The 22,375-nt window shown below is 62.1% G+C and carries 19 protein-coding genes; 11 read left to right on the plus strand and 8 right to left on the minus strand.

Features of this window, described 5'->3' with window-relative positions; genetic code table 11:
- The first annotated feature begins 205 nt into the window (after window positions 1-205).
- The 3 genes from OKC43_RS16035 (at window position 206) to dtd (ending at window position 3,026) form a co-directional block, all read left to right on the plus strand.
- On the plus strand, window positions 206-1,447 hold the full coding sequence (locus tag OKC43_RS16035) for a malic enzyme-like NAD(P)-binding protein (protein WP_021230769.1): 1,242 nt from the start codon (window positions 206-208) through the stop codon (window positions 1,445-1,447).
- Window positions 1,448-1,623: 176 nt separating this feature from the next.
- On the plus strand, window positions 1,624-2,496 hold the full coding sequence (locus OKC43_RS16040) for a virulence factor BrkB family protein (RefSeq protein WP_041209731.1): 873 nt from the start codon (window positions 1,624-1,626) through the stop codon (window positions 2,494-2,496).
- A 92-nt stretch (window positions 2,497-2,588) separates the two neighbouring features.
- Window positions 2,589-3,026 carry a D-aminoacyl-tRNA deacylase gene (gene dtd, locus OKC43_RS16045; protein ID WP_236272208.1) on the plus strand — a complete coding sequence of 146 codons (438 nt, stop codon included), beginning with the start codon at window positions 2,589-2,591 and terminating at the stop codon, window positions 3,024-3,026.
- On the opposite strand, the gene OKC43_RS16050 is transcribed toward dtd, so the two are convergent.
- Window positions 3,015-3,695 carry a spermidine synthase gene (locus OKC43_RS16050; protein ID WP_236272222.1) on the minus strand — a complete coding sequence of 227 codons (681 nt, stop codon included), beginning with the start codon at window positions 3,693-3,695 and terminating at the stop codon, window positions 3,015-3,017. The genes dtd and OKC43_RS16050 overlap by 12 nt on opposite strands.
- A gap of 51 nt (window positions 3,696-3,746) precedes the next feature.
- Here OKC43_RS16050 and OKC43_RS16055 point away from each other — a divergent pair, with 51 nt between their 5' ends.
- Window positions 3,747-4,655, plus strand: coding sequence for a bifunctional GNAT family N-acetyltransferase/hotdog fold thioesterase (locus OKC43_RS16055; protein WP_139733571.1), 909 nt, complete (start codon window positions 3,747-3,749; stop codon window positions 4,653-4,655).
- Between the two features lie 54 nt (window positions 4,656-4,709).
- Here OKC43_RS16055 and OKC43_RS16060 read toward each other — a convergent pair whose 3' ends face one another.
- From OKC43_RS16060 to gntU, 4 genes are all read right to left on the minus strand, one after another.
- The gene (locus OKC43_RS16060) at window positions 4,710-6,833 is read right to left on the minus strand and encodes an AsmA family protein (protein ID WP_236272209.1); all 2,124 of its coding nucleotides are present in this window, start codon (window positions 6,831-6,833) and stop codon (window positions 4,710-4,712) included.
- Window positions 6,834-6,976: 143 nt separating this feature from the next.
- Window positions 6,977-9,046 (minus strand): ATP-dependent DNA helicase RecG, encoded by a 2,070-nt coding sequence (recG, locus tag OKC43_RS16065; RefSeq protein WP_236272210.1) that lies wholly within the window; start codon window positions 9,044-9,046, stop codon window positions 6,977-6,979.
- A gap of 190 nt (window positions 9,047-9,236) precedes the next feature.
- Complete coding sequence (pssA, locus tag OKC43_RS16070; RefSeq protein ID WP_236272211.1) at window positions 9,237-10,586, minus strand: CDP-diacylglycerol--serine O-phosphatidyltransferase; 1,350 nt, start codon at window positions 10,584-10,586, stop codon at window positions 9,237-9,239.
- Between the two features lie 150 nt (window positions 10,587-10,736).
- Entirely contained in the window at window positions 10,737-12,077 is a 1,341-nt protein-coding gene (gene gntU / locus OKC43_RS16075; RefSeq protein WP_005355418.1) for a gluconate transporter, read from the minus strand.
- Window positions 12,078-12,322: 245 nt separating this feature from the next.
- Here gntU and OKC43_RS16080 point away from each other — a divergent pair, with 245 nt between their 5' ends.
- Genes OKC43_RS16080 through OKC43_RS16090 form a run of 3 tightly spaced genes read left to right on the plus strand, consistent with a single transcriptional unit; the run spans window position 12,323 to window position 15,276 of the window.
- Window positions 12,323-12,832, plus strand: coding sequence for a gluconokinase (locus OKC43_RS16080; protein WP_005340649.1), 510 nt, complete (start codon window positions 12,323-12,325; stop codon window positions 12,830-12,832).
- The gene (gene edd / locus OKC43_RS16085) at window positions 12,829-14,625 is read left to right on the plus strand and encodes a phosphogluconate dehydratase (RefSeq protein WP_236272212.1); all 1,797 of its coding nucleotides are present in this window, start codon (window positions 12,829-12,831) and stop codon (window positions 14,623-14,625) included. The genes OKC43_RS16080 and edd overlap by 4 nt, the downstream gene beginning before the upstream one ends.
- A 9-nt stretch (window positions 14,626-14,634) precedes the next feature.
- Entirely contained in the window at window positions 14,635-15,276 is a 642-nt protein-coding gene (locus OKC43_RS16090) for a bifunctional 4-hydroxy-2-oxoglutarate aldolase/2-dehydro-3-deoxy-phosphogluconate aldolase (protein ID WP_005342660.1), read from the plus strand.
- An 84-nt stretch (window positions 15,277-15,360) separates the two neighbouring features.
- On the opposite strand, the gene OKC43_RS16095 is transcribed toward OKC43_RS16090, so the two are convergent.
- Window positions 15,361-16,368 carry a substrate-binding domain-containing protein gene (locus OKC43_RS16095; RefSeq protein ID WP_236272213.1) on the minus strand — a complete coding sequence of 336 codons (1,008 nt, stop codon included), beginning with the start codon at window positions 16,366-16,368 and terminating at the stop codon, window positions 15,361-15,363.
- An 89-nt stretch (window positions 16,369-16,457) separates the two neighbouring features.
- Between OKC43_RS16095 and OKC43_RS16100 the strand changes: the two genes are divergently transcribed.
- Window positions 16,458-17,108 carry a Qnr family pentapeptide repeat protein gene (locus OKC43_RS16100; protein WP_236272214.1) on the plus strand — a complete coding sequence of 217 codons (651 nt, stop codon included), beginning with the start codon at window positions 16,458-16,460 and terminating at the stop codon, window positions 17,106-17,108.
- 132 nt (window positions 17,109-17,240) lie between these two features.
- Here the strand turns inward: OKC43_RS16100 and envC are convergent, their stop codons facing one another.
- Both envC and gpmM read right to left on the minus strand, forming a co-directional pair.
- On the minus strand, window positions 17,241-18,593 hold the full coding sequence (gene envC, locus OKC43_RS16105) for a murein hydrolase activator EnvC (RefSeq protein ID WP_043821545.1): 1,353 nt from the start codon (window positions 18,591-18,593) through the stop codon (window positions 17,241-17,243).
- Window positions 18,594-18,602: 9 nt separating this feature from the next.
- Window positions 18,603-20,132, minus strand: a complete 1,530-nt coding sequence (gene gpmM / locus OKC43_RS16110) for a 2,3-bisphosphoglycerate-independent phosphoglycerate mutase (protein WP_005356867.1) — start codon at window positions 20,130-20,132, stop codon at window positions 18,603-18,605.
- Between the two features lie 246 nt (window positions 20,133-20,378).
- Between gpmM and OKC43_RS16115 the strand changes: the two genes are divergently transcribed.
- From OKC43_RS16115 to gpsA, 3 genes are read left to right on the plus strand one after another with little or no spacing between them, the layout of a single operon-like run.
- Complete coding sequence (locus OKC43_RS16115) at window positions 20,379-20,810, plus strand: rhodanese-like domain-containing protein (RefSeq protein WP_005340640.1); 432 nt, start codon at window positions 20,379-20,381, stop codon at window positions 20,808-20,810.
- A 50-nt stretch (window positions 20,811-20,860) separates the two neighbouring features.
- A complete protein-coding gene (secB, locus tag OKC43_RS16120; protein WP_005340639.1) occupies window positions 20,861-21,331 on the plus strand; it encodes a protein-export chaperone SecB in 471 nt (156 codons plus the stop codon).
- Between the two features lie 2 nt (window positions 21,332-21,333).
- Window positions 21,334-22,338: an NAD(P)H-dependent glycerol-3-phosphate dehydrogenase gene (gpsA, locus tag OKC43_RS16125; protein ID WP_005356865.1), complete on the plus strand. Its 1,005-nt coding sequence runs from the start codon at window positions 21,334-21,336 to the stop codon at window positions 22,336-22,338.
- The last annotated feature ends 37 nt before the right edge of the window (window positions 22,339-22,375 follow it).

Raw genomic sequence — 22,375 nt, forward strand, 5'->3', positions numbered from 1 at the left:
CTTTTTGCGCCATTTTCATCCCATGCGGCAGAATCTATAACTAAAGTGGTAGGTGCGAGTGGGGTAAGGTGCTGAAATAACTGGTCTGATCTGGCTGGCGGCAGCATGATCTGCTGGGCATGCTCAGCGCTTTCTTTTATGATCCCCGCCCTTCTGTGTGCCCCCTGTCGGCACCTCATTTGCACCAACCACATCGGGGTCCCCCATGTCCGATCTGCGTCAAGAAGCACTCGATTACCACGCCCAGCCCGTACCGGGCAAAATTGCCATCGCCCTGACCAAGCCTGCCGAAACCGCCCGCGATCTGGCGCTGGCCTACAGCCCGGGTGTTGCCGAGCCGGTGCGCGAGATCGCTGCCAACCCGGCCGATGCCTATCGCTATACCGGCAAGGGCAATCTGGTGGCCGTCATCTCCAACGGCACCGCCATTCTGGGGCTGGGTAATCTGGGGCCGCTGGCCTCCAAGCCGGTGATGGAGGGCAAGGCCCTGTTGTTCAAGCGCTTCGCCGGTATCGACGCCATCGACATCGAGGTGAAGCACGAGACCAGCCAGCAGTTTATCGACACGGTGGCGGCTATCGCCGATACCTTCGGTGGCATCAATCTGGAAGATATCAAGGCGCCGGAGTGTTTCGAGATTGAAGAGGCGCTGATCGCGCGCTGCGACATTCCGGTGTTCCACGATGACCAGCACGGTACCGCCATCGTCACCGCCGCCGGTCTGCTCAACGCGCTGGAAGTGCAGGGCAAGCAGATCAGTGACAGCCGCATCGTCTGCATGGGGGCGGGGGCTGCCGCGACCGCCTGCATGGATCTGCTGATCAAGTGTGGCGCCAGGGCGCACAACATCTTCATGCTGGATCGTCAGGGGGTGATTCACACCGGCCGCACTGATCTCAACAAGTACAAGCAGCGCTTCGCCAACGAGACCCCGCTGCGCACCCTGATGGATGTCATCGAAGGGGCGGATGTGTTTGTCGGTGTCTCCGGCCCCGATGTGCTGCCCGCCGAGGCGGTCGCCCTGATGGCGCCCAATCCGGTGATCTTCGCCTGCTCCAATCCGGATCCGGAGATCAAGCCGGCGCTGGCCCACGGGGTGCGCAGCGACCTCATCATGGGTACCGGCCGCTCCGACTACCCGAACCAGATCAACAACGTGCTCTGTTTCCCCTTTATCTTCCGCGGTGCCCTCGACGCCCGTGCCAGCCGCATCAACGATGCCATGAAGATTGCTGCGGTCGAGGCGATCCGCGCGCTGGCCAAGGAGCCGGTGCCGGCCGAGGTGCTGACCGCCGCCGGGGTCAGCGAGCTCGCCTTCGGCAAGGATTACGTCATTCCCAAGCCGATGGATGCCCGTCTGCTGCCGCGCGTAGCCCGCGCCGTGGCGCTGGCGGCGGTTGCCTCCGGCGTCGCCCGCATCGAGCTGCCTGCGGACTACATGCTGTAATCCGGCGTTGCAAACGGCCCCATAGCGGGGCCGTTTTTATCTCTGCTTCTGGCGACAGCCAGAGACGCCAGCCGGGTAACAGGTTGGGGCATATGGAGGCAAATCGGGTGCAAAGGTGGTCAAACAGCGCTCTCCTCTGACACAATATTGCCACTATGACGCTAACGAGAATCAAGATGCAGCAGCCTGTCAGCGGCCGTTTGGCCCACGCCCTCTCCTTCTTGCGCCATGATGGTCGCCACTTTGCCCAGTTTGTCTGGGGCCGTTTCCAGCAGGACAGATTGACGGTGACCGCCGGCTATCTGGCCTATGTCACCCTGCTTTCACTGGTGCCGATGATCGCCGTGGTCTTTGGCATGATGTCCGCCTTCCCGGTGTTCCAGAGCCTCAAGCAGGCGATGGAGCAGTTCGTCTACCACAACTTCGTGCCGACCGCGGGAGAGGTGCTCAAGGAGTACATCGACGGTTTCGTCGCCAATGCCACCAACACCACGGCGGTGGGGATCGGGGCGCTGGTGGTGGTAGCGCTGATGCTGATCTCCGCCATCGACAAGAACCTCAACTACATCTGGCGTTCGACCCAGGGCCGCCCGCTGGCGCAGGCGTTTGCCATGTACTGGATGATCCTCACCCTGGGGCCCGTGCTTATCGGGGCCAGTATCGCCATCTCCTCCTACATCTTCTCGCTGCGGCTGTTTGGCGCCGAGAGCCTGTTCGGCATCGGCTATCTGCTGCTGCGCGGCTTGCCGTTCCTCTTCTCGGTGCTCACCTTCCTGCTGGTCTATACCGTGGTACCGAACTGCAAGGTGCGGCTGGCCCACGCCTTTATCGGCGCGCTGGTAGCGGCGACCCTGTTCGAGCTGGCCAAGCGCGGTTTTGCCATCTACATCACCAGCTTCCCCTCCTATCAGGCCATCTACGGCGCGCTGGCTACCATCCCGATCCTGTTTGTCTGGGTCTATTTGAGTTGGCTGGTGGTGCTGCTTGGTGCGGAGACTACCGCCTGCCTTGGCGAGTACGAGAAGCCGGCGAGCGAGGAGCTTGGCTAAGCCATCGCCTTGGCCATCGGTTTATTGGTAGCATCGACGACCGCCCCTGCAATCGAGCCGGGGCGGTCGTTCTGTTTTGAGAGGAGAGGGATGTGATTGCACTGATTCAGCGGGTCTCCGAGGCCAGCGTGACTGTCGAGGGGGAGGTGACCGGCGCTATCGGTCAGGGGCTGCTGGTACTGCTCGGGGTGGAGCAGGGGGATGACGAGGCCAAGGCCGACAAGCTGCTGCACAAGGTGAGCGGCTATCGGGTCTTCTCCGACGAGAATGGCAAGATGAACCTCAATGTCAGCCAGATCGGCGGCAGTCTGCTGGTTGTCTCCCAATTCACGCTGGCGGCGGATACCAAGCGAGGGATGCGCCCCAGCTTCTCCTGCGGTGCCCACCCGAGCGAGGCCGAACGCCTCTATGACTACTTCGTGGCCAAGGCCGCCGCCAGCGGCATCCCGACCGCAACCGGGCGTTTTGCCGCCGACATGAAGGTGGCGCTGGTCAACGACGGCCCGGTTACCTTCTGGCTACAGGTCTGAGGATGCCTGATCCCGCGGTATGACGTGGACGATCACGTTGATGAGCCCAGCGACCGGATAGGGGGTAGCCGGGCCAATCCACTGCTCGATCAGCGTCAGGGCGTGGGTTAGCTCCAGCTCGGTGCGCGGCAACAGGTTGATCACCAGGGTGCCGCAGAGGCGGGGAGCCAGCGTCCGGTAGAGCCGCTCCTGAAACAGCAGCAGCGGGTTGCCATCCTGACTGAAGAGATCGAGCAGGATGAGGTCGTACTGCTGCTCACTCTGCTCGAGAAAGGCGAGGGCATCGGCCTGATGGAGTGCCGGAGCGGCGTGTTCATCGCTCTCCTGATGCTGGAAAAACTGCTGATAAACGGTCAGCACCTCTTCGTCGAGGTCGACGCACTCGTGGCGAGCATCTGGCCAGCGTTGGCAGAGATGGCGGGTGAGATCGCCGCCACCCAGACCCAGTTCTAGGATCCGGGTGGCCTGCTCCGGCAGCAGGCAGGCGATGACCCGTTGATGGGGCAGACAGAGGGTCGCGGGGTCGGCGAGCAACATGGCGGATTGCACCACGCCGTCTATCTCCAGCCAGCGGTGCTGGTCATTTTCCTGTACCGTGAGGCGGCGCTGGGGTTTGACGCTGAGGTGCAACAAGTGATCGGCTTGGTACGCTTGCAGATTGAAGTCCATGAATTTGCACGGCAAGATGGTTTCCGACCAGTGTAACTCAAGGATGAAACTATGTACCGGGTAGTCACCCCTCAGACAGTCGCCGAGCTGGATGCCTACTACCAGTTGCGCTGGGAACTTCTGCGTAAACCCTTCAATCTGCCCGTCGGTTCCGAGCGGGACGAATACGACACCGTTGCCATTCACCGGCTGATGCTGGCACCCGATGGTACCCCTATTGCGGTGGGGCGCCTCTTTATCGGCGGCGACGAGGCGCAGATCCGCTTTATGGCGCTGCGGCCCGAATATCGCGGCCAAGGGCTGGGCGCCCGAATGGTGGAGGATCTCGAGGAGCTGGCCCGCAGCGAGAAGGTGAAACGGCTGGTGATGAACGCCCGTCAGGAAGCGGTGGAGTTCTATCGCAAGTGCGGCTTTCTCGAAGTGGGGGGCGGCCCCGTCTCCTTTGGCCGGATTCCCCATCGCCAGATGATCAAATCCCTGAGCCCGTTGCAGACCATCCAGTACCGGCCGGAGTGGTGTCAGGATCTCACCACCCGCTGGTCGCGCGGGGTACCCATCAGCGAGAAGATGGGGATGCACATCAGCCACTACGATGGCCAGACTTTCCACCTCAAGGCCAATCTGGCGGCCAATTTCAACGTGCATGGCAGCATGTTCGCCGGCAGTGTCTACAGCCAGTGCGTGCTGGCGGGCTGGGGGCTGATCTGGCTGCAGCTTAAAGAGGAGGGGCTGGTGGGCGAGCCGGTGCTGGCCGAGAGCACCATCAAATATCATGGCCCGGTCGATGAGGAGCCCGAGGCGCGAGTGGCCCGCGAGGGGATGCCCGCCGTGCTGCAGCCGCTCAAACGGGGGGAGCCTGCCACCTTCAGCCTCAAGATCCAGCTGTTCAGCGGCAGCAAACTGGCGGCGGAGTTCTGCGGTCACTACGTGGTGCAGCCGCCCCGCCGTCCGGGCCAGTAACCGCGCCATTTCCCCATCAAACAACAAGGCCTCATCATGAGGCCTTGTCTGTTTTTACCCCTGCTGGCTGTTGCTTGTCGGCCCGGCTTGGGTCTGCACTTGGGCTTGGGCTTGGGCTTGGGCTTGGGCTTGGGCTTTCGGCGCGGGAGCCGGTCGCCAGAGCGGGGCGCTGTTGCCTTGCGGCGGATAGCGTACTCCCACTTCCCAGCCGCAGGCGTCCTGCTTCTGCGGGAAGCTCCAGGCCAGTGTGGGTTCCGTCAGCGGCCCGCGCCACTGGCCGAGCAGCTCGGCGCAGCGGTTGCCGTTGAGGATCCCCAGATCGAGCTGCCACTGTTCGTTGACCAGATCGATCCCCCCTTGCAGCGCCAGCAGATGAGTGATGGTGGAGGCGCCAGCCTGCTCGACTTGTAGTTGCCCCTTGTCGATCTTGCCCTGCAGCTTGATACGGTAGAAGGGGGTGTCACCCTCCTGCATCGCCTGCCACAGCTGATCCGGCGTCAGGGTGGGCGGGGTCGCGCCCTTGAACCACTCATCCAGCAGCGGATCTATCTTCACCTTGTCCCAGAAAGGCTCGTCGGCATCGAGGGCAAAGCTCCCCTGCAGGGTCTGGCGCCACTCGCCCGCCGTTTTGCCATGTTCGGCTTGCAGATCGGCGCTCACGTCCGCTTTGCCGGCAAAGGAGACCGGGGAGTGGAGTATCTTGCCCCATTGCTGCAGATCCAGCTTGGTCGCCTGCAGTTGGAGGCGGCTGCTCTGGCCCGGTTCGCGGCCCCACTGGCCACTCAGGCTGAGAGTGCCCTCATCCGGCAGCGAGCTGGTGAGTTTGCCCAGTTGCCAGGAGCTGGGGGTCAGCTCCCCATCCAGCTCGCCGTTGCGGGCGCTGAGGCCATCCCACACCAGCTCGAACCACTTGCTCTCGATACGGGCACGGCCGAGCAGCGGGCCGGGTTGGTTATCGCGCAGGGCGAGATCGCTCAGATAGAGCTGCCAGCCGGTCAGCGACAGGGGCAGGGTATCGTCGAAGGAGAGCACCTTGAGCTTGTCGAACGCCAGCTTGCGGATATCCACCTGCTGCGGGCGCCAGCTCTGCCAATCCTGCCACCAACCCTGCGGCAGGCTGATATCCATGCCGCTCAGCGCCACGTCTTTCAGGGTCAGCTTCTGCTGCTGGGTATCGAGGGAGAGCTCGACATTGAACTCCCCTTCATAGGCCTTGCCCTGCAGTTCGCCGTCGATCTGCTGGGGCGAGAAGGCGAGCTTGCCCTTGATCTCCTCCAGCTGGAACAGGCCACGGCCCATGTCGCCCAGGGTGCCGCTCAGATAGCCGGTGGGCTGGTTGCCCGCCTGCCAGTTGAAGGCGGTGAGCAGGCCGCTGAAGTTGTTGAAGGAGAGCTCCTGATTGATGTCGTTGAGGCTGACGCCGTCCAGCTGGCCGCGATCCAGCGACACGCTTTGCAACGGGAAGCCTTGTTGTGTCAGATCGCCCAGCTCCACCCGCATGCCGCGCGCCTTGAGATCGTGCAGTTGCAGGGTGCGGGCGGGCCAGTCCAGCACCATGCCGGTCTCCAGCAGACCGTCGAACAGGTTGGTCACCAGCTTGTCGGTGCGCAGCACTTCTCCTTCCAGCCGTCCTTGCAGGTTGAGACGGGCGAAGGTGAACTGCGGGGTCTCCAGCTGGCCGATATTGAGGCTCAGGTTGGCCTGTGGCTGCCGTTTCGGATCGATCAGCTCCCAGTCGCTCAGGGTGGCGTTGAGACCGCGCAGGGTCAGCTCGGGGCTTTCCAGACTGAGCCGGTCTATGGTGCTGTCACTGATGATGAGGGAGTGCACCGGCAGGCTCGGTAGCTGGTTGGGCAGCGGCAGCTTGATGGCGGGACGAATGAGATCGAGATGGGCGATGCGCACGTCGCGGCTCAGCCAGTCGATGCTCTCGATCTCCAGATAGATCTTGTCGAGGGAGACCGCATCGCCGTAACGCACCTGCTCAGCCAGCAGGGTGTAGGGGTGCAGCGGGTTGAACACCAGTCGCCCTATGGTGACCGGCACGCCGGTCTGCTGGCTGATCCAGCTGGCGATGGGGCCTTTGGCGCGCTCGGCGTCGAACAGGCCGAGGGCAACCCAGACAAACAGCAGCAGGAAGGCGAAGGTGTAGAGCAGGCCGCGTAGCCAGGAATTCATGGGTGCTTTCCTCCTGTTTTGGGATTGGTTGTCAGGCGTTTGAGTAGTGGTCTCGCAGACCGAGCCAGCGCCGTATCAAGGGTTCGACATGACTCGGATGCCTATCCATAAGGAGATGTGCCCATCTTCTGCATCTATTTCGATCAGGCATTGGAATAGTGATCCCGTAAGCCGAGCCAGCGCCGTATCAAGGGTTCGACATGGCTTGGGTGCCTATCCATGAGGAAGCGCGCCATCTTTTGCACCTGCGGAATAAGCGGTTGATCCCGCACCAGATCGGCGATCTTGAGATCGGCCAGACCGGTCTGGCGAGTGCCGAGCAGTTCCCCCGGGCCGCGCAGTTCCAGATCGCGCTGGGCGATGAGGAAGCCGTCGTTGGTCTCCCGCAGCACCCCGAGCCGGCTCTGGGCCGTCTTGGACAAGGGGGCATGATAGAGCAGCACGCAGTGAGAGGCTACCGCCCCCCGGCCAACCCGGCCGCGCAACTGGTGCAACTGCGCCAGCCCGAGCCGTTCCGGATTCTCGATGATCATCAGGCTGGCGTTGGGCACATCCACCCCCACCTCGATGACGGTGGTGGCGACCAACAGTTGCAGTATGCCCGCCTTGAACTCCTCCATCACCCGCTGTTTCTCGACCGGACGCATCCGGCCGTGCACCAGCCCGATATGCAGGCCGGGCAGCAGGTTCTGCAGCTCGGCGGCGGTATCCTCGGCGGCCTGACACTCCAGCACCTCCGACTCCTCGATCAGGGTGCAGACCCAGTAGGCCTGCTTGCCCTCGGTGCAGGCGAGCTTGACCCGCTCGATCACATCGCCGCGGCGGCTGTCGGGCAGCGCGACTGTGGTGATGGGGGTACGGCCCGGCGGCAGTTCGTCGATGACCGAGGTGTCGAGATCGGCATAGGCGGTCATCGCCAGGGTGCGAGGGATGGGGGTGGCGGTCATGATGAGCTGATGGGGATGCACCCCTTCCCGCTCCCCTTTCTCGCGCAGGGCGAGGCGCTGATGCACCCCGAATCTGTGCTGTTCATCGATGATGACCAGCGCCAGACGCTGGAACACCACCTGCTCCTGAAAGATGGCGTGGGTGCCCACCACCATCTTGACTCTGCCATCGGCGATGGCGGCCAGCGACTCTTCCCGCGCCTTGCCTTTCTGTTTACCCGCCAGCCAGCCGACTCCGATGCCGAGCGGCTCCAGCCACTTGGCGAAGTTGATGGCGTGCTGTTCCGCCAGCAGCTCGGTCGGCGCCATCAAGCCCACCTGACAGCCATTGCCGATAGCCTGCAGGGCGGCCAGCGCCGCGACCAGGGTCTTGCCGGAGCCCACATCCCCCTGCACCAGCCGCATCATGGGGTGGCTCTGTTGCAGATCCTTGCTTATCTCGGTCACCACCCGGTTCTGGGCGCCGGTCGGCTTGAACGGCAGGGCGCCGAGCAGCTGTTCGACCAGCTCGGGCGCCGGTTTGAGGGCGCGGGCCAGCTGGGTTTGCGCCTGAGCGCGCACCTTGAGGACCGAGAGGTTGTGCGCCAGCAGCTCCTCCAGTACCAGTCGCTGCTGGGCCGGATGTTGGCCGCTTTCCAGCAGCGGCAGCGCTACCGAGGGGGGCGGACGGTGCAACAGGCGCAGGGCGGCGGCCAGTTCAATCTGGTGGGGATAGAGGCCGGCGGGCAGCAGCTCCTCCACGCCGTAGAGGTCGAGCTGGGCCAGCGCCTGATCGGTGAGGTTGCGCAGGGTGAGCTGGCGCAGCCCTTCGGTAGTCGGGTAGACGGGGGTGAGCGCCTCTTCGGTCTGGCCGGCTTGCTCCTCGCCGAGCAGCTTGTACTCGGGGTGGGCCATCTCCAGCCCGTATTTGCCGGGGCGCACCTCGCCAAAGCAGCGGATCAGGCGGCCCGCCGCCAGACTGTTTTTCTGGGCGGCGGTGAAGTTGAAGAAGCGCAAGGTGAGGGTGCCGGTGCCATCGCTGATGCGACAGACCATCATGCGGCGGCGCCCCATCACCAGCTGAGTGTCCTGGATTTCGCCCTCGACGGCGCCGTGCAGGCCGGGCGGCAGATCGCCGATTGGCCACACCTGGGTGCGGTCCTCGTAGCGCAGGGGGAGGTGGAACAGCAGATCCTGTACCGTGGCCAGCCCCAGCCGCTCGAGCTTCTCCAGCATCTTGCTGCCGACACCCTTGAGGCTATCGAGAGGAATTTTATCCAATTTCATCAATTAGATGCCCGAAAACACTGTAAATATGTCCAGATGATAGGGGTTGTTGAGGGGCCGATGCAAGCCGAGTTGCTGCTGGCAGGGCCGTCAAGGCGGGGGAAACGGCGGATATAACAAAGGCCTGCCGAAAACGGGAGGCCTTTGTGCGGCTGCCAACAGGCAAGGTACGGGCGCATGGCGCCCAGGGTCAGATAATCCGCTTGAGCAGCAGATGGGCCTTGACCCGGTGGATCCGTCCCAGCAGCTTGCGCACCTGTTCCGGGTAGTCCTGGATCTGCTCAACCTGATCGAAGTGGCTGATCCGCTTGGTGTTGGTCAGGATGTTCTCCCGCTCCGCGTTGAACTGGGGACGCAGCAGGTGGCGACGATCGTGTACCAGCAGGCCGTTCTCCAGATCCAGCGCCCAGGCGCGGGGGTTGAGGTTGTTGCCGGTGAGCAGGGCCCACTCGTCATCCACGAAGATCCCCTTGAGATGGTAGGAGTTGCGCTCGCAACACCAGAGCATCAGGTTGAGGCGACCGTCGTCGATGTGGCGCTGGTTACGCTCGGCAAACTTGCGCAGGTTGGTCTCGTAGAGATAGGGCAGGCCACCGATAGTGGAGAACTTCTCTTCCGGCGGAATGAAGAAATCGTTGGCGGTCTTGTCGCCCACTACGATGGTCACCTTGCAACCGCGCTGCAGCAGAGCCTCGATATCCTTGCTCAACTCCTTGGGCGGGTTGAAGTAAGGGGTACAGATGAAGATCTCCCGCTCGGTGGCGCGCACCAGATTGCGGATCATCAGGTTGAGCTGGTTGTTGCGCTTGCCCAGACCCACCATGGGGGTGACAGCCACTTCCTGAGTGTTGACCGGCATGGTGCTGAAGCGGTACTGGCTCTGGCGCAGGTTCTGCTTGAAGCGGCGGATTGGCCCCTTCAGCTGTTTGGCGCTGGGGATGTCGCTGTGATCCAGTCGCTGCACCGCGTCGCTCTTCACGAACAGGTCATCCACATAGTTGACCATGCTGCGGGCCAGCTCCGGGCTGGTGATCTGGTGATAGCGATCGAAGCGGTAGCGATCCTGCTGGTGCAGGTAGATGTCGTTGAGGCTGGCGCCGGAGTAGAGCACCACATCATCGAAGATGAAGCCCTTGAGGTGGAGCACGCCGAGCAGCTCGCGCCCTTTGACCGGCACGCCGTAGATTTCGATCTGGTGCTCGTGTTCGGCAGCCATGGCCTGATACATCAGGTGGTTGCCGCCCTGCTTGCCTTTGCCGATCAGGCCGCGCTGGGCACGGTGGAAGTCGACGAACAGCTTGATGTCGAGGGCCGGATTGCGCTGCTTGGCGGCGTAGAGGGCGGAGAGGATCTCCCGGCCTGCTTCGTCATCCTGCAGATAGAGCGCGACCAGATAGATGCGCCGGGTGGCACTGGCGATAAGCGCAAGAATGCGGCGTTTGAAATCCTGGGCGCTGTAGAGCACTTCAAACTGATCCGCTGCGACGGCGATCTGGGGCAGGCGCGCCAGCAGTTGTCGATAATGGGCCGATGAATGCATAGATAAACCTGAAATCACGGGGTTAAGCGTTCCACTCGGAGCGATGAATAGGCGATTCTAGCAATCTCGCCCTCTCAGCCAAAGAAAGAATCATCAGAAAGATGAAAAAGGCCTCACGAGTGAGGCCTTTTTGTCAGCATTTCGCCCTTGTCAGAGGAAGCTGTAGATGATCATCGCCATCACGCCGCCAGTGGTGCCGATGATGGTCTCCATCACGGTCCAGGTCTGCAGAGTCTGCTTCTCGGTCAGGCCGAGGTAGCGGTTGGCCAGCCAGAAACCGGAGTCGTTGACGTGGGAGAGCACGATGGCACCGCCGCCGATGGCGATGGTGACGGCAGCCAGCTGGGCGCCATTCAGGCCGAGCGGCTCCAGCATCGGCAGCACCAGACCGCAGGCGGTCAGCATGGCGACGGTGGCAGAGCCCTGAATCACCCGTACCGCAGCGGCCAGAATGAAGGCCAGCGCGACGATGGGCAGGCCGGAGTCGGCCAGCATGTTGCCCAGAGCGGCACCCACACCGGAATCAACCAGTACCTGTTTGAACACGCCACCGGCACCGGTCACCAGGATGATGACACCGGCGGGCTGGATGGCGCTGTTGCAGACGCTCATCACCTCGTCACGGGACATGCCGCGGCGAATACCCAGCAGATAGAAGGCGGCCAGACAGGCGACCATGATGGCGGTGAAGGGGTGACCGATGAACTCCAGCCAGTTGTGCAGGGTGGAGCCCGCCTCGACGAAACGACCGACGATGGTCTTGAGGCCGATCAGCAGCAGCGGCAGACCGATGAGGCCCATGGCCAGCCCGAAGGAGGGCAGGGATTTGCTGTCATCGTGGACGCTGTTCTGGGCATCGGCAGGCAGCGGTACATCGACGATCTTGCTGATGAAGTCACCGAACAGCGGGCCAGCCAGGATCAGCGCCGGTACGGCGGCGATCAGGCCGAACAGGATCATGTAGCCGAAGTCGGCACCCAGCTGGGATGCCACCAGGATCGGGCCCGGCGCCGGGATAAGGAAGGCCTGGCAAGTCGCGATACCCGCCAGCAGAGCGATACCGATCTTCACCACGCTGCCGCCGCCACGACGGACGATGGCGAAGGCGACGCCGATCAGCAGCACCACGGCCACGTCAAAGAAGAGCGGCAGGGCGCAGACAAAGCCGGTCAGGGCCATGGCCCAGTTGGCGCGCTTGACGCCGAACTTGCCGAGCAGAGTGTGAGCCACCCGGTCGAGGGCACCGGTCACTTCCATCACCTTGCCGAACATGGCGCCCAGCGCCACCACTACCGCGACGAAACCGAGGGTGCCACCCATCCCTTTCTGGATGGTGTTGGCGATATCGGCCGGGTTCATGCCGGCGGCGAGACCCGCCACCATGGAGACCAGGATCAGGGCTACCACGGCGTGGAGCCGGGCCTTCATCACCAGGAAGAGCAGCAGCACAATCGAGCCGGCGGCTGTCATGATCAGGGAGAGGTCAGACATTGTTATGCGTTCCTTTTTCCAAGTTCAGTCGTGACACCTTGCCGATCCGTCGGCAAACCATATCTTTATGATTTATTTAGATTTATGGCAAGGGCTCAACATCATATGCCCAGGTGACTATGGGTTTGCTCAGTCTGTGGCAGACTTCACATTTTCAATCGTTACCGGTAACATGTTACCGGTAACGTGTTAGATTAGAACCCATCAACAGCTGGTTTTTTGAAAAGTGGGACAGAGGTCAAATTATGGCGGGTAAGTGCATTATCGTGATGGGTGTGTGTGGTAGCGGCAAATCCAGCGTGGGTCTGAAAGTGGCCGAAGCGCTGGGCGCCAAGTTCATCGATGGTGATGACCTGCACCCCAAGGCCAACATCCAGAAGATGGCTGGCGGCAACCCCCTCAACGATGAGGATCGTGCCCCCTGGCTGGAGCGGATCCGCGACGCCGCCTACAGTCTCGAGCAGAAGAACGAGACCGGCATCATTGTCTGTTCCGCCCTCAAAAAGAAGTACCGCGACCAGATCCGCGAAGGCAACGAGTCGGTCAGCTTCATTTTCCTCGATGGCAGCCAGCCGCTGATCCTCGAGCGGATGCGTGCCCGCAAGGGCCACTTCATGCGTGAAAGCATGGTACAAAGTCAGTTCGATACCCTGGAGCGCCCGGATGGCGAAGCCGGTGTATTCCACATTGATATAGACGGCACCTTCGAACAGGTGGTTGACCGCGCCGTCACAGCATTGGAGCAAGCCCAATGATTCATCAGGTAATTTCCGACGTCACCGCCCGCATCCGCGAGCGCAGTGTCGTCCGTCGTCCGGCATTTCTGGCCCGCATCCAGCGTCAGGCAGAGCAGGGCAAGACCCGCGCCGCGCTGGCCTGCGGCAACCTGGCCCACGCCGTGGCCGCCTGCAGCAGTGACGAGAAGGGTCGCATTCTCGATATGACCCGCGCCAACGTCGGCATCGTCACCGCCTACAACGATATGTTGAGCGCCCATCAGCCCTATCAGGGCTATCCGGATCAGATCAAGGCGGTACTGGCCGAGCTGGGCCACAGCGCCCAAGTTGCTGGCGGCGTGCCCGCCATGTGCGACGGCGTGACCCAGGGTCAGCCGGGGATGGACATGTCCCTCTTCTCCCGTGACCTGATCGCCCAGGCGACCGCGCTCTCTCTTTCTCACAACACCTTCGATGCGACCCTGCTGCTCGGCATTTGCGACAAGATCGCTCCGGGCCAGATCATGGGGGCCCTCTCCCACGCTCACCTGCCGACGGCATTTGTTCCTGCCGGCCCCATGGCGAGCGGTATCAGCAACGACGAGAAGGTGAAAGTTCGTCAGAAGTACGCCGCCGGTGAAGTGGGTCGCGATGCCCTGCTGGAGATGGAGTGCGGCGCCTACCACGCGGCAGGCACCTGTACCTTCTACGGCACCGCCAACACCAACCAGCTGGTATTCGAGGCCATGGGCCTGATGCTGCCGGGCTCTGCTTTTGTGCACCCGCATAGCGAGCTGCGCCGCGCCCTGACCGCCGAAGCGGCCCGCCGCATCAGCGCCATGATCCCGGGCTCCCCGGCCTATCGCCCGCTGAGCGAGGTGCTGGATGAGCGCTCGCTGGTCAACGGTCTGGTGGCCCTGCTCGCCTCCGGCGGCAGCACCAACCACAGCATCCACATGGTGGCGCTGGCCCGCGCCGCCGGTCTGGTACTGACCTGGGATGACATCAGCGATCTCTCCGACGTGGTGCCGCTCTTGGTTCGCATGTACCCGAACGGCCCGGCCGACGTGAACGCCTTCGAACAGGCAGGCGGCGTGCCCGGCCTGATGCGCCGTCTGGCTCAAGAGGGGCTGATCCACATGGACGCCACTCCGGTCTTTGGCGAGATGCAGGATTACCTCAGCCGTCCGGCATTGGTCGATGGCCAGCTGGTATGGCAGCCGGTCGGCGAGAGCGGCGATGCGAGCGTGTTGTCGCCTTCCGGCAGCGTATTCCAGGCCACCGGCGGCACCAAGCTGCTGGCGGGCAATCTGGGCCGCGCCGTGGTCAAGGTCTCCGCCGTGGCTCCCGAGTATCGGGTGATTGAAGCACCAGCGCGGGTCTTCTCTTCCCAGCATGCGGTGGAAGCGGCCTACAAGGCGGGCGATCTCAATCAGGATGCCGTGATCGTGGTGCGCCACAATGGCCCGGCCGCCAACGGCATGCCGGAGCTGCACAAGCTGATGCCGGTGCTCGGCAACCTGCAGAAAGCGGGTTACAAGGTGGCGCTGGTCACCGATGGCCGCCTCTCCGGTGCCTCCGGCAAGATCCCGGCCGCCATCCACGTCACTCCGGAAGCGCTGCACGGCGGGGCCATCGGCCTGCTTGCTGACGGCGACCTGCTGCGGGTTGACGCGGTAAACGGTAGCCTCGACTGTCTGACCGATTTGAGTGGCCGTACCCAGGCCGAGATTGACCTCACTCTGGAACAAGAGGGGTGGGGCCGTGAACTGTTCAGCGTGATGCGTCGCGCGGTATCGAGCGCCGAGTGTGGCGCTACCATCTTTGACTAAGGAAGAGCTATGCAGAACTGGAAAGTGACCCCGGCCGAGGTGTTTGCCGCCTCCCCGCTGGTACCCGTGATGGTTATCAACGAGCTGGATCAGGCCCTGCCGATGGCCAAGGCGCTGCTCGACGGCGGCATCTCTGTCTTCGAAATCACCCTGCGCACCCCGGTGGCGCTCGATGCTATCGCCCTCATTGCCAAGGCGATGCCGGATGCCATGGTCGGTGCCGGTACCGTGCTCAACTGCGAGCAGTTTGACGCCGCCGTCGCTGCCGGTGCCCGCTTCGTCATCTCCCCGGGGATGACGCCGGCCCTGCTGGCCCACGCGGCCAAGAGCACTGCACCGCTGATCCCGGGCGTGGCGACTCCGTCTGAAGTGATGCAGGCGCTGGAAGCGGGCTACGACCATCTGAAGTTCTTCCCGGCCGAAGCGAACGGCGGCACCAAGGCGCTCTCCGCCATTGCCGCGCCGCTGCCCCAGGTGAAGTTCTGCCCGACCGGCGGTATCGGCCCGAAAAACGTGGCCGACTATCTGGCGCTCAAGTGCGTGGCCACCGTCGGCGGCTCCTGGATGCTGCCGGCCGATGCGGTCAAGAGCGGCAACTGGGAAGAGGTGACTCGCCTCTCTCGCGAAGCGGTTGAGCTGGTTAAACGCTAAGCGTCAGTTGTGCAGAAAACCAAACAGGCCACCCTCGGGTGGCCTGTTTGTTATCGGCGTGATTTAAGTGGGTGAGGGAAGGGATTACCCCAGACTCTCCCCGACATAGAGGGAGAAGCCGATATCCTTGCGGGTGTCGGGTTGGGATTGGCCGTTGAGACGCGCCAGCAGCATGGTGGCCGCCTCCCGACCGATCACTTCCCGCGGGGTGGCGATACTGGCCAGCTTGGGGGTCATGGCGTGGCCGATGTCGAGGGCGTTGCAACCGGCGATGGCGATCTGCTGGGGCACCGGGATCCACTTGGCCTGACACTGCAGCAGGGCGCCCACCGCCAGGTCATCGTTGGTGCAGAACAGGCCGTCGAGGTCGGGATAGCGCACCAGCGCCTGATCCAGCAGCTCGCCCCCCAGAGTGAAGCTGGAGGATTGTTCGGTCAGCAGATGCTGGCCGGTGAGGCCGAAGTCGGCCATCGCCTGATAGTAACCCTCCATCCGCAGCTGGGTACGCACGTCGAGCCGCGCTCCCAGATAGACCACCTTGCGTCGGCCCCGGTGCAGCATCTCTGTTACCATGGCCCGGGCCGCGGCTCTATGGTCCATGCCGACCACCATGTCGATGGGGGTTTGCGGCAGATCCATGGTCTCCACCACCGGAATGCCGGCGGTGGCGATCATCTTGCGGGTGCGTTCGGTGTGCTGGCTGTCGGAGAGGATCAGCCCATCCACGTGATAGGAGAGCAGGGACGCGACCTGCTCCTCCTCCCGCTCCGGGCTGTAGCCGTAGTGGGCCAGCAGGGTCTGGTAGCCAGCCGGTCGGGTCACCGACTCGATGCCGTGAATCACCGCCGAGAAGACCTGGTTGGAGAGGGAGGGGATCAGGATGCCGATCGCCTTGCTGGTCGCGTTGGAGAGAATATCCGGTGCCCGGTTGGGGATATAACCCAGCTCTTCCACCACAGCCGCGATCCGCTCGCGGGTCCCCTCCGCTACGGTCTGCGGGTCGCGCAGATAGCGGCTGACAGTCATCTTGGTCACGCCGGTCTGGTCGGCGATATCTTGCAGGGTGGGGCGGCGCTTGCGGGTAGGGCTCATAGGGGTGTCCAGCGTGGATGTTACATGTAACATTACCGTTTTTGGCGGATAAAGTCAGCATATGAAGCCGTTTTTGCAGGAGTTTTCCGATGATCAGAGGCAAGCAGTTCGTGGATGTCCGGTTCGAGCAAGAGGATGTGGAGGGGGAGCAGTTCTCGGAGTGCCGCTTTATCGGCTGCAACTTCTCCTGGCTGGATCTGAGCGATAGCCGCTTCATTGACTGCAGCTTCTACGATCGGGAGAGTGAACGGGGCTGCCTGTTGCAGGGTTGCGAGCTGCGCGAGGCCAGCTTCCTGCGCAGCGAGCTCACCATGGCCGACTGCAGCCGCAGCCAGTGTCTGGGGCTGGAGATGCGCGACTGTCAGGCGGTCGGCATCAACTTCAGCCATGCCAGCTTCGCCAACCAGATCACCGCGAAAAGCTACTTCTGCGAGGCCCATCTGACCGGCAACAACTTCAGCTACGCCAGCTTCGAGGGCTGCCTGCTGGAGAAGTGTGAGCTGACCGGCAACCGTTGGCAGGGGGCCAACCTGTTTGGTGCCTCGCTGGTGGGTTCCGATCTCAGCGGCTCCGAGTTTGGCCAGATTGACTGGACCAGCTTCAAGCTGCAGGGCTGCGATCTGCGCCAGTGCGATCTGCCGGGGCTGGATCTGCGCCGGGTCGATCTGCAAGGGGGGCAGATCAACGAGGATCAGCAGCAGACCTTGCTGGAGCAGATCGGTCTGGTTGTCTTCCCCTGAGCCGAGCGAAAAATTAGGTAATTTTTCATCAAATGGGACCGACAGTAGGGAGGGCACTCCTGAAACAACAAAAGCCTGCGTGAGGCAGGCTTTTGCTAGTGAGCGTGTGACGCGTTTGTCGGTCGGGTTGACTCAACCCTTGGCCAGCCATTTGGTCGGGTTGATCGCCTCGCCCTGATAGCGAATTTCGAAGTAGAGGCCAGGTCTGTCCTGACCGCCACTGTCACCGACCAGTGCCACCGGTTCACCCTGTTCCACATTCTGGCCAACCTGACGCAGCAGCGACTGATTGTGACCGTAGAGGCTCATATAGCCCTTACCGTGATCGATTACCAGCAGCATACCGAAGCCATCGAGCCAGTCGGCGTAAACCACTTGTCCCGGTGCAACCGCCTTGACTTGGGTTCCTTCGCTGGCGCCGATCAGGGTGCCTTTCCACTTGAGCTGGGCGGTGCGCGGTGAACCGTAGGATATGAGGATCGGCCCCTGTACCGGCCAGCGCAGGCTGCCATTGGTCTTGAGACCACTGTAGTGACCGGCACTGCTGATGCCCGAGCCGCGCTCCGGTTTGCTGCTGGCTACCTCTTCGGCCGGTTCTGCCGGTTTGACGGTTTTGTTCTGCTGAGCGGCGAGTCGTTGTTGCTCGGCACGGCGCTGTTCGGCCAGCTTGCGCTGACGCTCCTGCTCCGCTTTCAGCTTGGCCAGCCGTTCCCGCTCGGCCCGCTCACGGCGCTCCTGCTCTTCACGCTTGCGACGCAGCTCCTCCAGCCGGGCTTTCAGCGCTTTCTCCGCCTTGACCAGCTTGGTGAGCTTCTGCTCGTCATCTTGTACCGACTGCTGCAACTGGTTGCGCACCTTGGCCCGGCTCTGCTGGCTGGCCAGCAGGGTCTGGTGATGCTCCTGCTGTTCGGCAAGCAGGGTCTGCAGTCTGGTTTCGGTCTCTTTGGTGGCCTGCTGGTTTTTCGCCAGCTTGTCACGGGTGGCGCGCAGGGCGTCGATGGCCTCGATGCGGGCCTTGTTGAGGTAGTCGTAGTAGTCGAGCGAGCGGCTCAGTTTGGCCGGATCCTGCTGATTGAGCAGCAGTTTGAGGTAGTCGTGGTTGCCAGCTTGAAAGGCGCTCTCCGCCTGCTTGGCCAGCAACTGCTTTTGATGTTTGGCTTGAACTTCCAGCCCCAGCTTGTCTTTTTGCAGGGTCGCCAGCGTCTGCTGGTTCTGCTTCAACTGCTGCTTGGTCTGGTTGAGTTTGGCGGCGGCGGCCGAGATGGCCTGCTCGTCAGCCTTGAGCTGGGTATTGAGCTTGGCAAGCTCCTGCTTGCTGAGCTTGATGGTCTGCTGTTGTTCCTTGATCTGGGACTGCATGGTCCCCAGCTGCTGATTGGCGGCCAAAGCCGGTTTGCTGGCGCCAAATGACAGGCAAAAAAACAGCGCGCCGGCCAACAGGCCGACGCGACTGGTTTTCTGTGAAATAACTTCGCATCCCCGCATGGGGAAGGATTATTTCAGAATCATCAGGGGCTTGCCAGTCATTTCCGGCGGCACCGGCAGACCCATCAGGGTCAGCATGGTGGGGGCCAGATCGGACAGTTTGCCACCTTCAACTACCTCGGCTTTGCGACCGAAATAGATGAGCGGAACCGGCAGATTGGTGTGGGCGGTGTGGGCCTGACCAGTCTCTTCGTCCAGCATCTTCTCGGCGTTGCCGTGGTCGGCAGTGATCAGGCACTCGCCACCCACTTCGGCCAGGGCGTCGGTGACGCGACCGATGCAGTGGTCAACGGCTTCACAGGCTTTGACGGCGGCATCGAATACACCGGTGTGACCAACCATGTCGCCATTCGGGTAGTTACAGATGATGACGTCGTACTTGCCGCTCTTGATGGCCGCAACCAGCTTGTCGGTCAGCTCTTCGGAGCTCATCTCCGGCTGCAGGTCATAGGTCGCCACTTTCGGGCTGGCCACGATCTCGCGATCTTCGCCGGTGAAGCAGGACTCTTCGCCACCGTTGAAGAAGAAGGTGACGTGAGCATACTTCTCGGTTTCGGAGATGCGCAGCTGGGTCTTGCCCTGCTTGGCCAGCCACTCACCCAAGGTGTTGACCAGAGCGGTCGGCGGGTAGGCACAGGCAGTTTTGATGTCGGCCGCGTATTCGGTCAGCATCACGAAGTTCAGCTTCGGCTCGACTGCACGGGCGAAGCCGGTGAAGTCGGTGTCAACGAAGGCGCGGGTGATTTCACGGGCACGGTCGGCACGGAAGTTCATGAAAATCAGCGCATCACCATCTTCCATCGGTGCAGCTTCGCCGATGCGGGTGGCTTTGACGAATTCGTCGTTCTCGTCGCGGGCATAGGCGGCAGCCAGTGCTTCGGTGGCGCTCTCGGCGGTGAACTCGCCCTTGCCCTGGGTCATCAGGTCATAGGCTTGCTGCACGCGATCCCAGCGGTTGTCGCGGTCCATGGCGAAGTAACGACCGATCATGGAGGCGAAACGACCCTTGCCCAGCTTGGCGAACAGGGCGTCGAACAGCTCGATGGAGGACTGGGCGGAGCGCGGCGGAACGTCGCGGCCATCCAGGAAGGCGTGCAGATAGATCTTCTCGGCGCCACGCTTGGCAGCCATTTCGATCATGCCCATGATGTGCTCTTCGTGGCTGTGTACGCCACCCGGGGACATCAGTCCCATGATGTGAACGGCTTTGCCGTTGGTCACGGCAGCGTCAACAGCCTTGGCCAGCTCGACGTTCTGGAAGAATTCACCGTCCTGGATGTCTTTGGAGATGCGGGTCAGCTCCTGATAGACGATGCGACCGGCACCGATGTTGACGTGGCCTACTTCAGAGTTGCCCATCTGGCCATCCGGCAGACCGACATCCAGACCGGAGCCGGAGATCAGGGTGCTGGTGTAGTCACGGGCCAGACGATCGAGGTTGGGAGTCTTGGCGGCAGCGACGGCGTTGTGCTCTTGCTTGGTGCTGTAGCCCCAACCGTCCATGATGACCAGAACCAAAGGTTTCTTAGCTGTTGACATAAGACTATGTCCTCTCGGATTGGAAAAAATGCGGGAAATGAAACTAGCGTAATATTACTACATCTGCCGAAATAGTCACCTGATAGCCAAGGGGCGCTCCCGCGGCTCCGCAAGCCACGCTCTTCCTGCTATGCTCGCAGCCCAATGATGATGGGAGCCTGCTCGCGCTTTGCCGCCAAGATGGCTGATCTTATCAATACCCCCATGTATACTCGGGCCCTTGTCTTGGTCCCTGGATAGTAGAAGATGCAAGAGTATTTGGATTTTGCGGCCCGTAACCCGCTGCTGACCGCAGCCTGGTTGGGTCTGGCTGGCACCCTGGTTTACACCACTGTGCGTGCCCGTTTGTCCCCGGTAAAAACAGTCAACAACCACACCGCGACCCTGCTGATCAATCGCGAGAATGCCACCGTGGTGGATATTCGCAGTCAGGAAGAGTATGCCAAGGGCCATCTGGCCGGTGCCCAGCACCTGCCGCTGACCCAGATCCAGAGCAATAATCTGGGCCCGGTTGAAAAGCATAAAGATGCCCCCATCATAGTGGTGTGCGAGTCGGGAATGACTGCGGGCGGCGCGGGCCGTCAGCTGAGCAAAGCTGGCTTCAAGCAGGTTTATGTGCTCGGCGGTGGCATGGCCCAATGGCGTGCAGAAAATCTGCCGGTAACCAAGAAACGCTGATTTAAGCAGGGCCTGAGCCCACTTATCCATATAACAAGGAATCAAACGAAATGGCTGACGAGATCAACAACCAGGAAGTACAACCGGAATTCCACATCCAGCGTGTTTACACCAAGGATGTCTCTTTCGAAGCGCCGAACACCCCGCACATCTTCCAGAAAGAATGGCAGCCGGACGTCAAGCTGGATATGGATACCAAGACCAACATCTTGGCTGAGAACGTGTATGAGGTTGTCCTGACCCTGACCGTAACCTGCAAACTGGAAACCGAAACTGCCTTCCTGTGCGAAGTACAGCAAGCCGGTATCTTCACCATCGGTAACCTGCCGGAGCCGCAACTGGCTCACTGCTTGGCGGCCTTCTGCCCGAACATCCTGTTCCCGTATGCCCGCGAAGCCGTGGCCAACATGGTGAGCAAGGGTTCCTTCCCGCAGCTGAACCTGGCACCGGTCAACTTCGATGCCCTGTTTGCCCAGCACATGGCGCAAGCACAGGCCCAGCAGGCGACTGCGGAAGCCTGATAATGGCTGACCAGATCGCTATCTCGGTCTTGGGGGCGGGGTCTTATGGCTCCGCCCTTGCCATTTCTCTGGCGCGCAACGGTCATCCGACCCTGCTGTGGGGTCACGACCCTGCTCATGTCGCCGAGCTGGAACAAGACCGCTGCAACAAGGCATTTTTGCCTGATGTCCCTTTTCCCGCCGATCTGCAGCTGACTGCGGATCTGCAACGTGCGGTACAAGCTGCCCCCGTGCTGCTGCTGGTCGTGCCGAGCCATGTATTTGGCGATGTGCTGACCCGGATCAAACCCTTCCTGCGCCCCGATACCCGTATCGCCTGGGCCACCAAGGGTCTGGAGCCGGACAGTGGGCGTCTGCTGCAGGATGTGGCCCGTGAAGTGCTGGGTGACGAGATACCGCTGGCGGTGATCTCCGGTCCCACCTTCGCCAAGGAGCTGGCTGCCGGTCTGCCGACCGCCATCTCGGTCGCCTCGACTCACGACGAGTTCGCCGACGATCTCTCCCATCTGCTGCACTGTGGCCGCTCCTTCCGGGTCTATACCAATCCGGACTTCGTCGGTCTGCAGCTGGGTGGGGCGGTGAAGAACGTCATCGCCATCGGTGCCGGTCTCTCCGACGGGCTAGGGTTTGGCGCCAATGCCAGAACTGCGCTCATCACCCGGGGTCTGGTGGAGATGCAGCGTCTGGGTGCGGCGCTGGGTGCCGATGCCAAAACCTTTATGGGGATGGCGGGGCTCGGGGATCTGGTGCTCACCTGTACCGACAACCAGTCGCGCAACCGTCGCTTCGGGCTGGCCCTCGGGGCTGGCAAGGATGTGAACACCGCCATGACCGAGATCGGTCAGGTGGTGGAGGGGTATCGCAACACCAAAGAGGTGCATCTGCTGGCGGCCCGCTGCGGCGTCGAGATGCCCATCTGCGAGCAGATCTTCAAGGTGCTCTACGAGGGTAAGAACCCGAAAGAGGCGGCCATCGCCCTGCTGTCGCGAGACAAGAAGGACGAGTAATCTGCCGATTGCCCATGCAAAAGGCCCCGCCATCTGG

Source organism: Aeromonas sp. Y289-2, assembly GCF_027705925.1.
Lineage (GTDB): Bacteria > Pseudomonadota > Gammaproteobacteria > Enterobacterales > Aeromonadaceae > Aeromonas > Aeromonas veronii.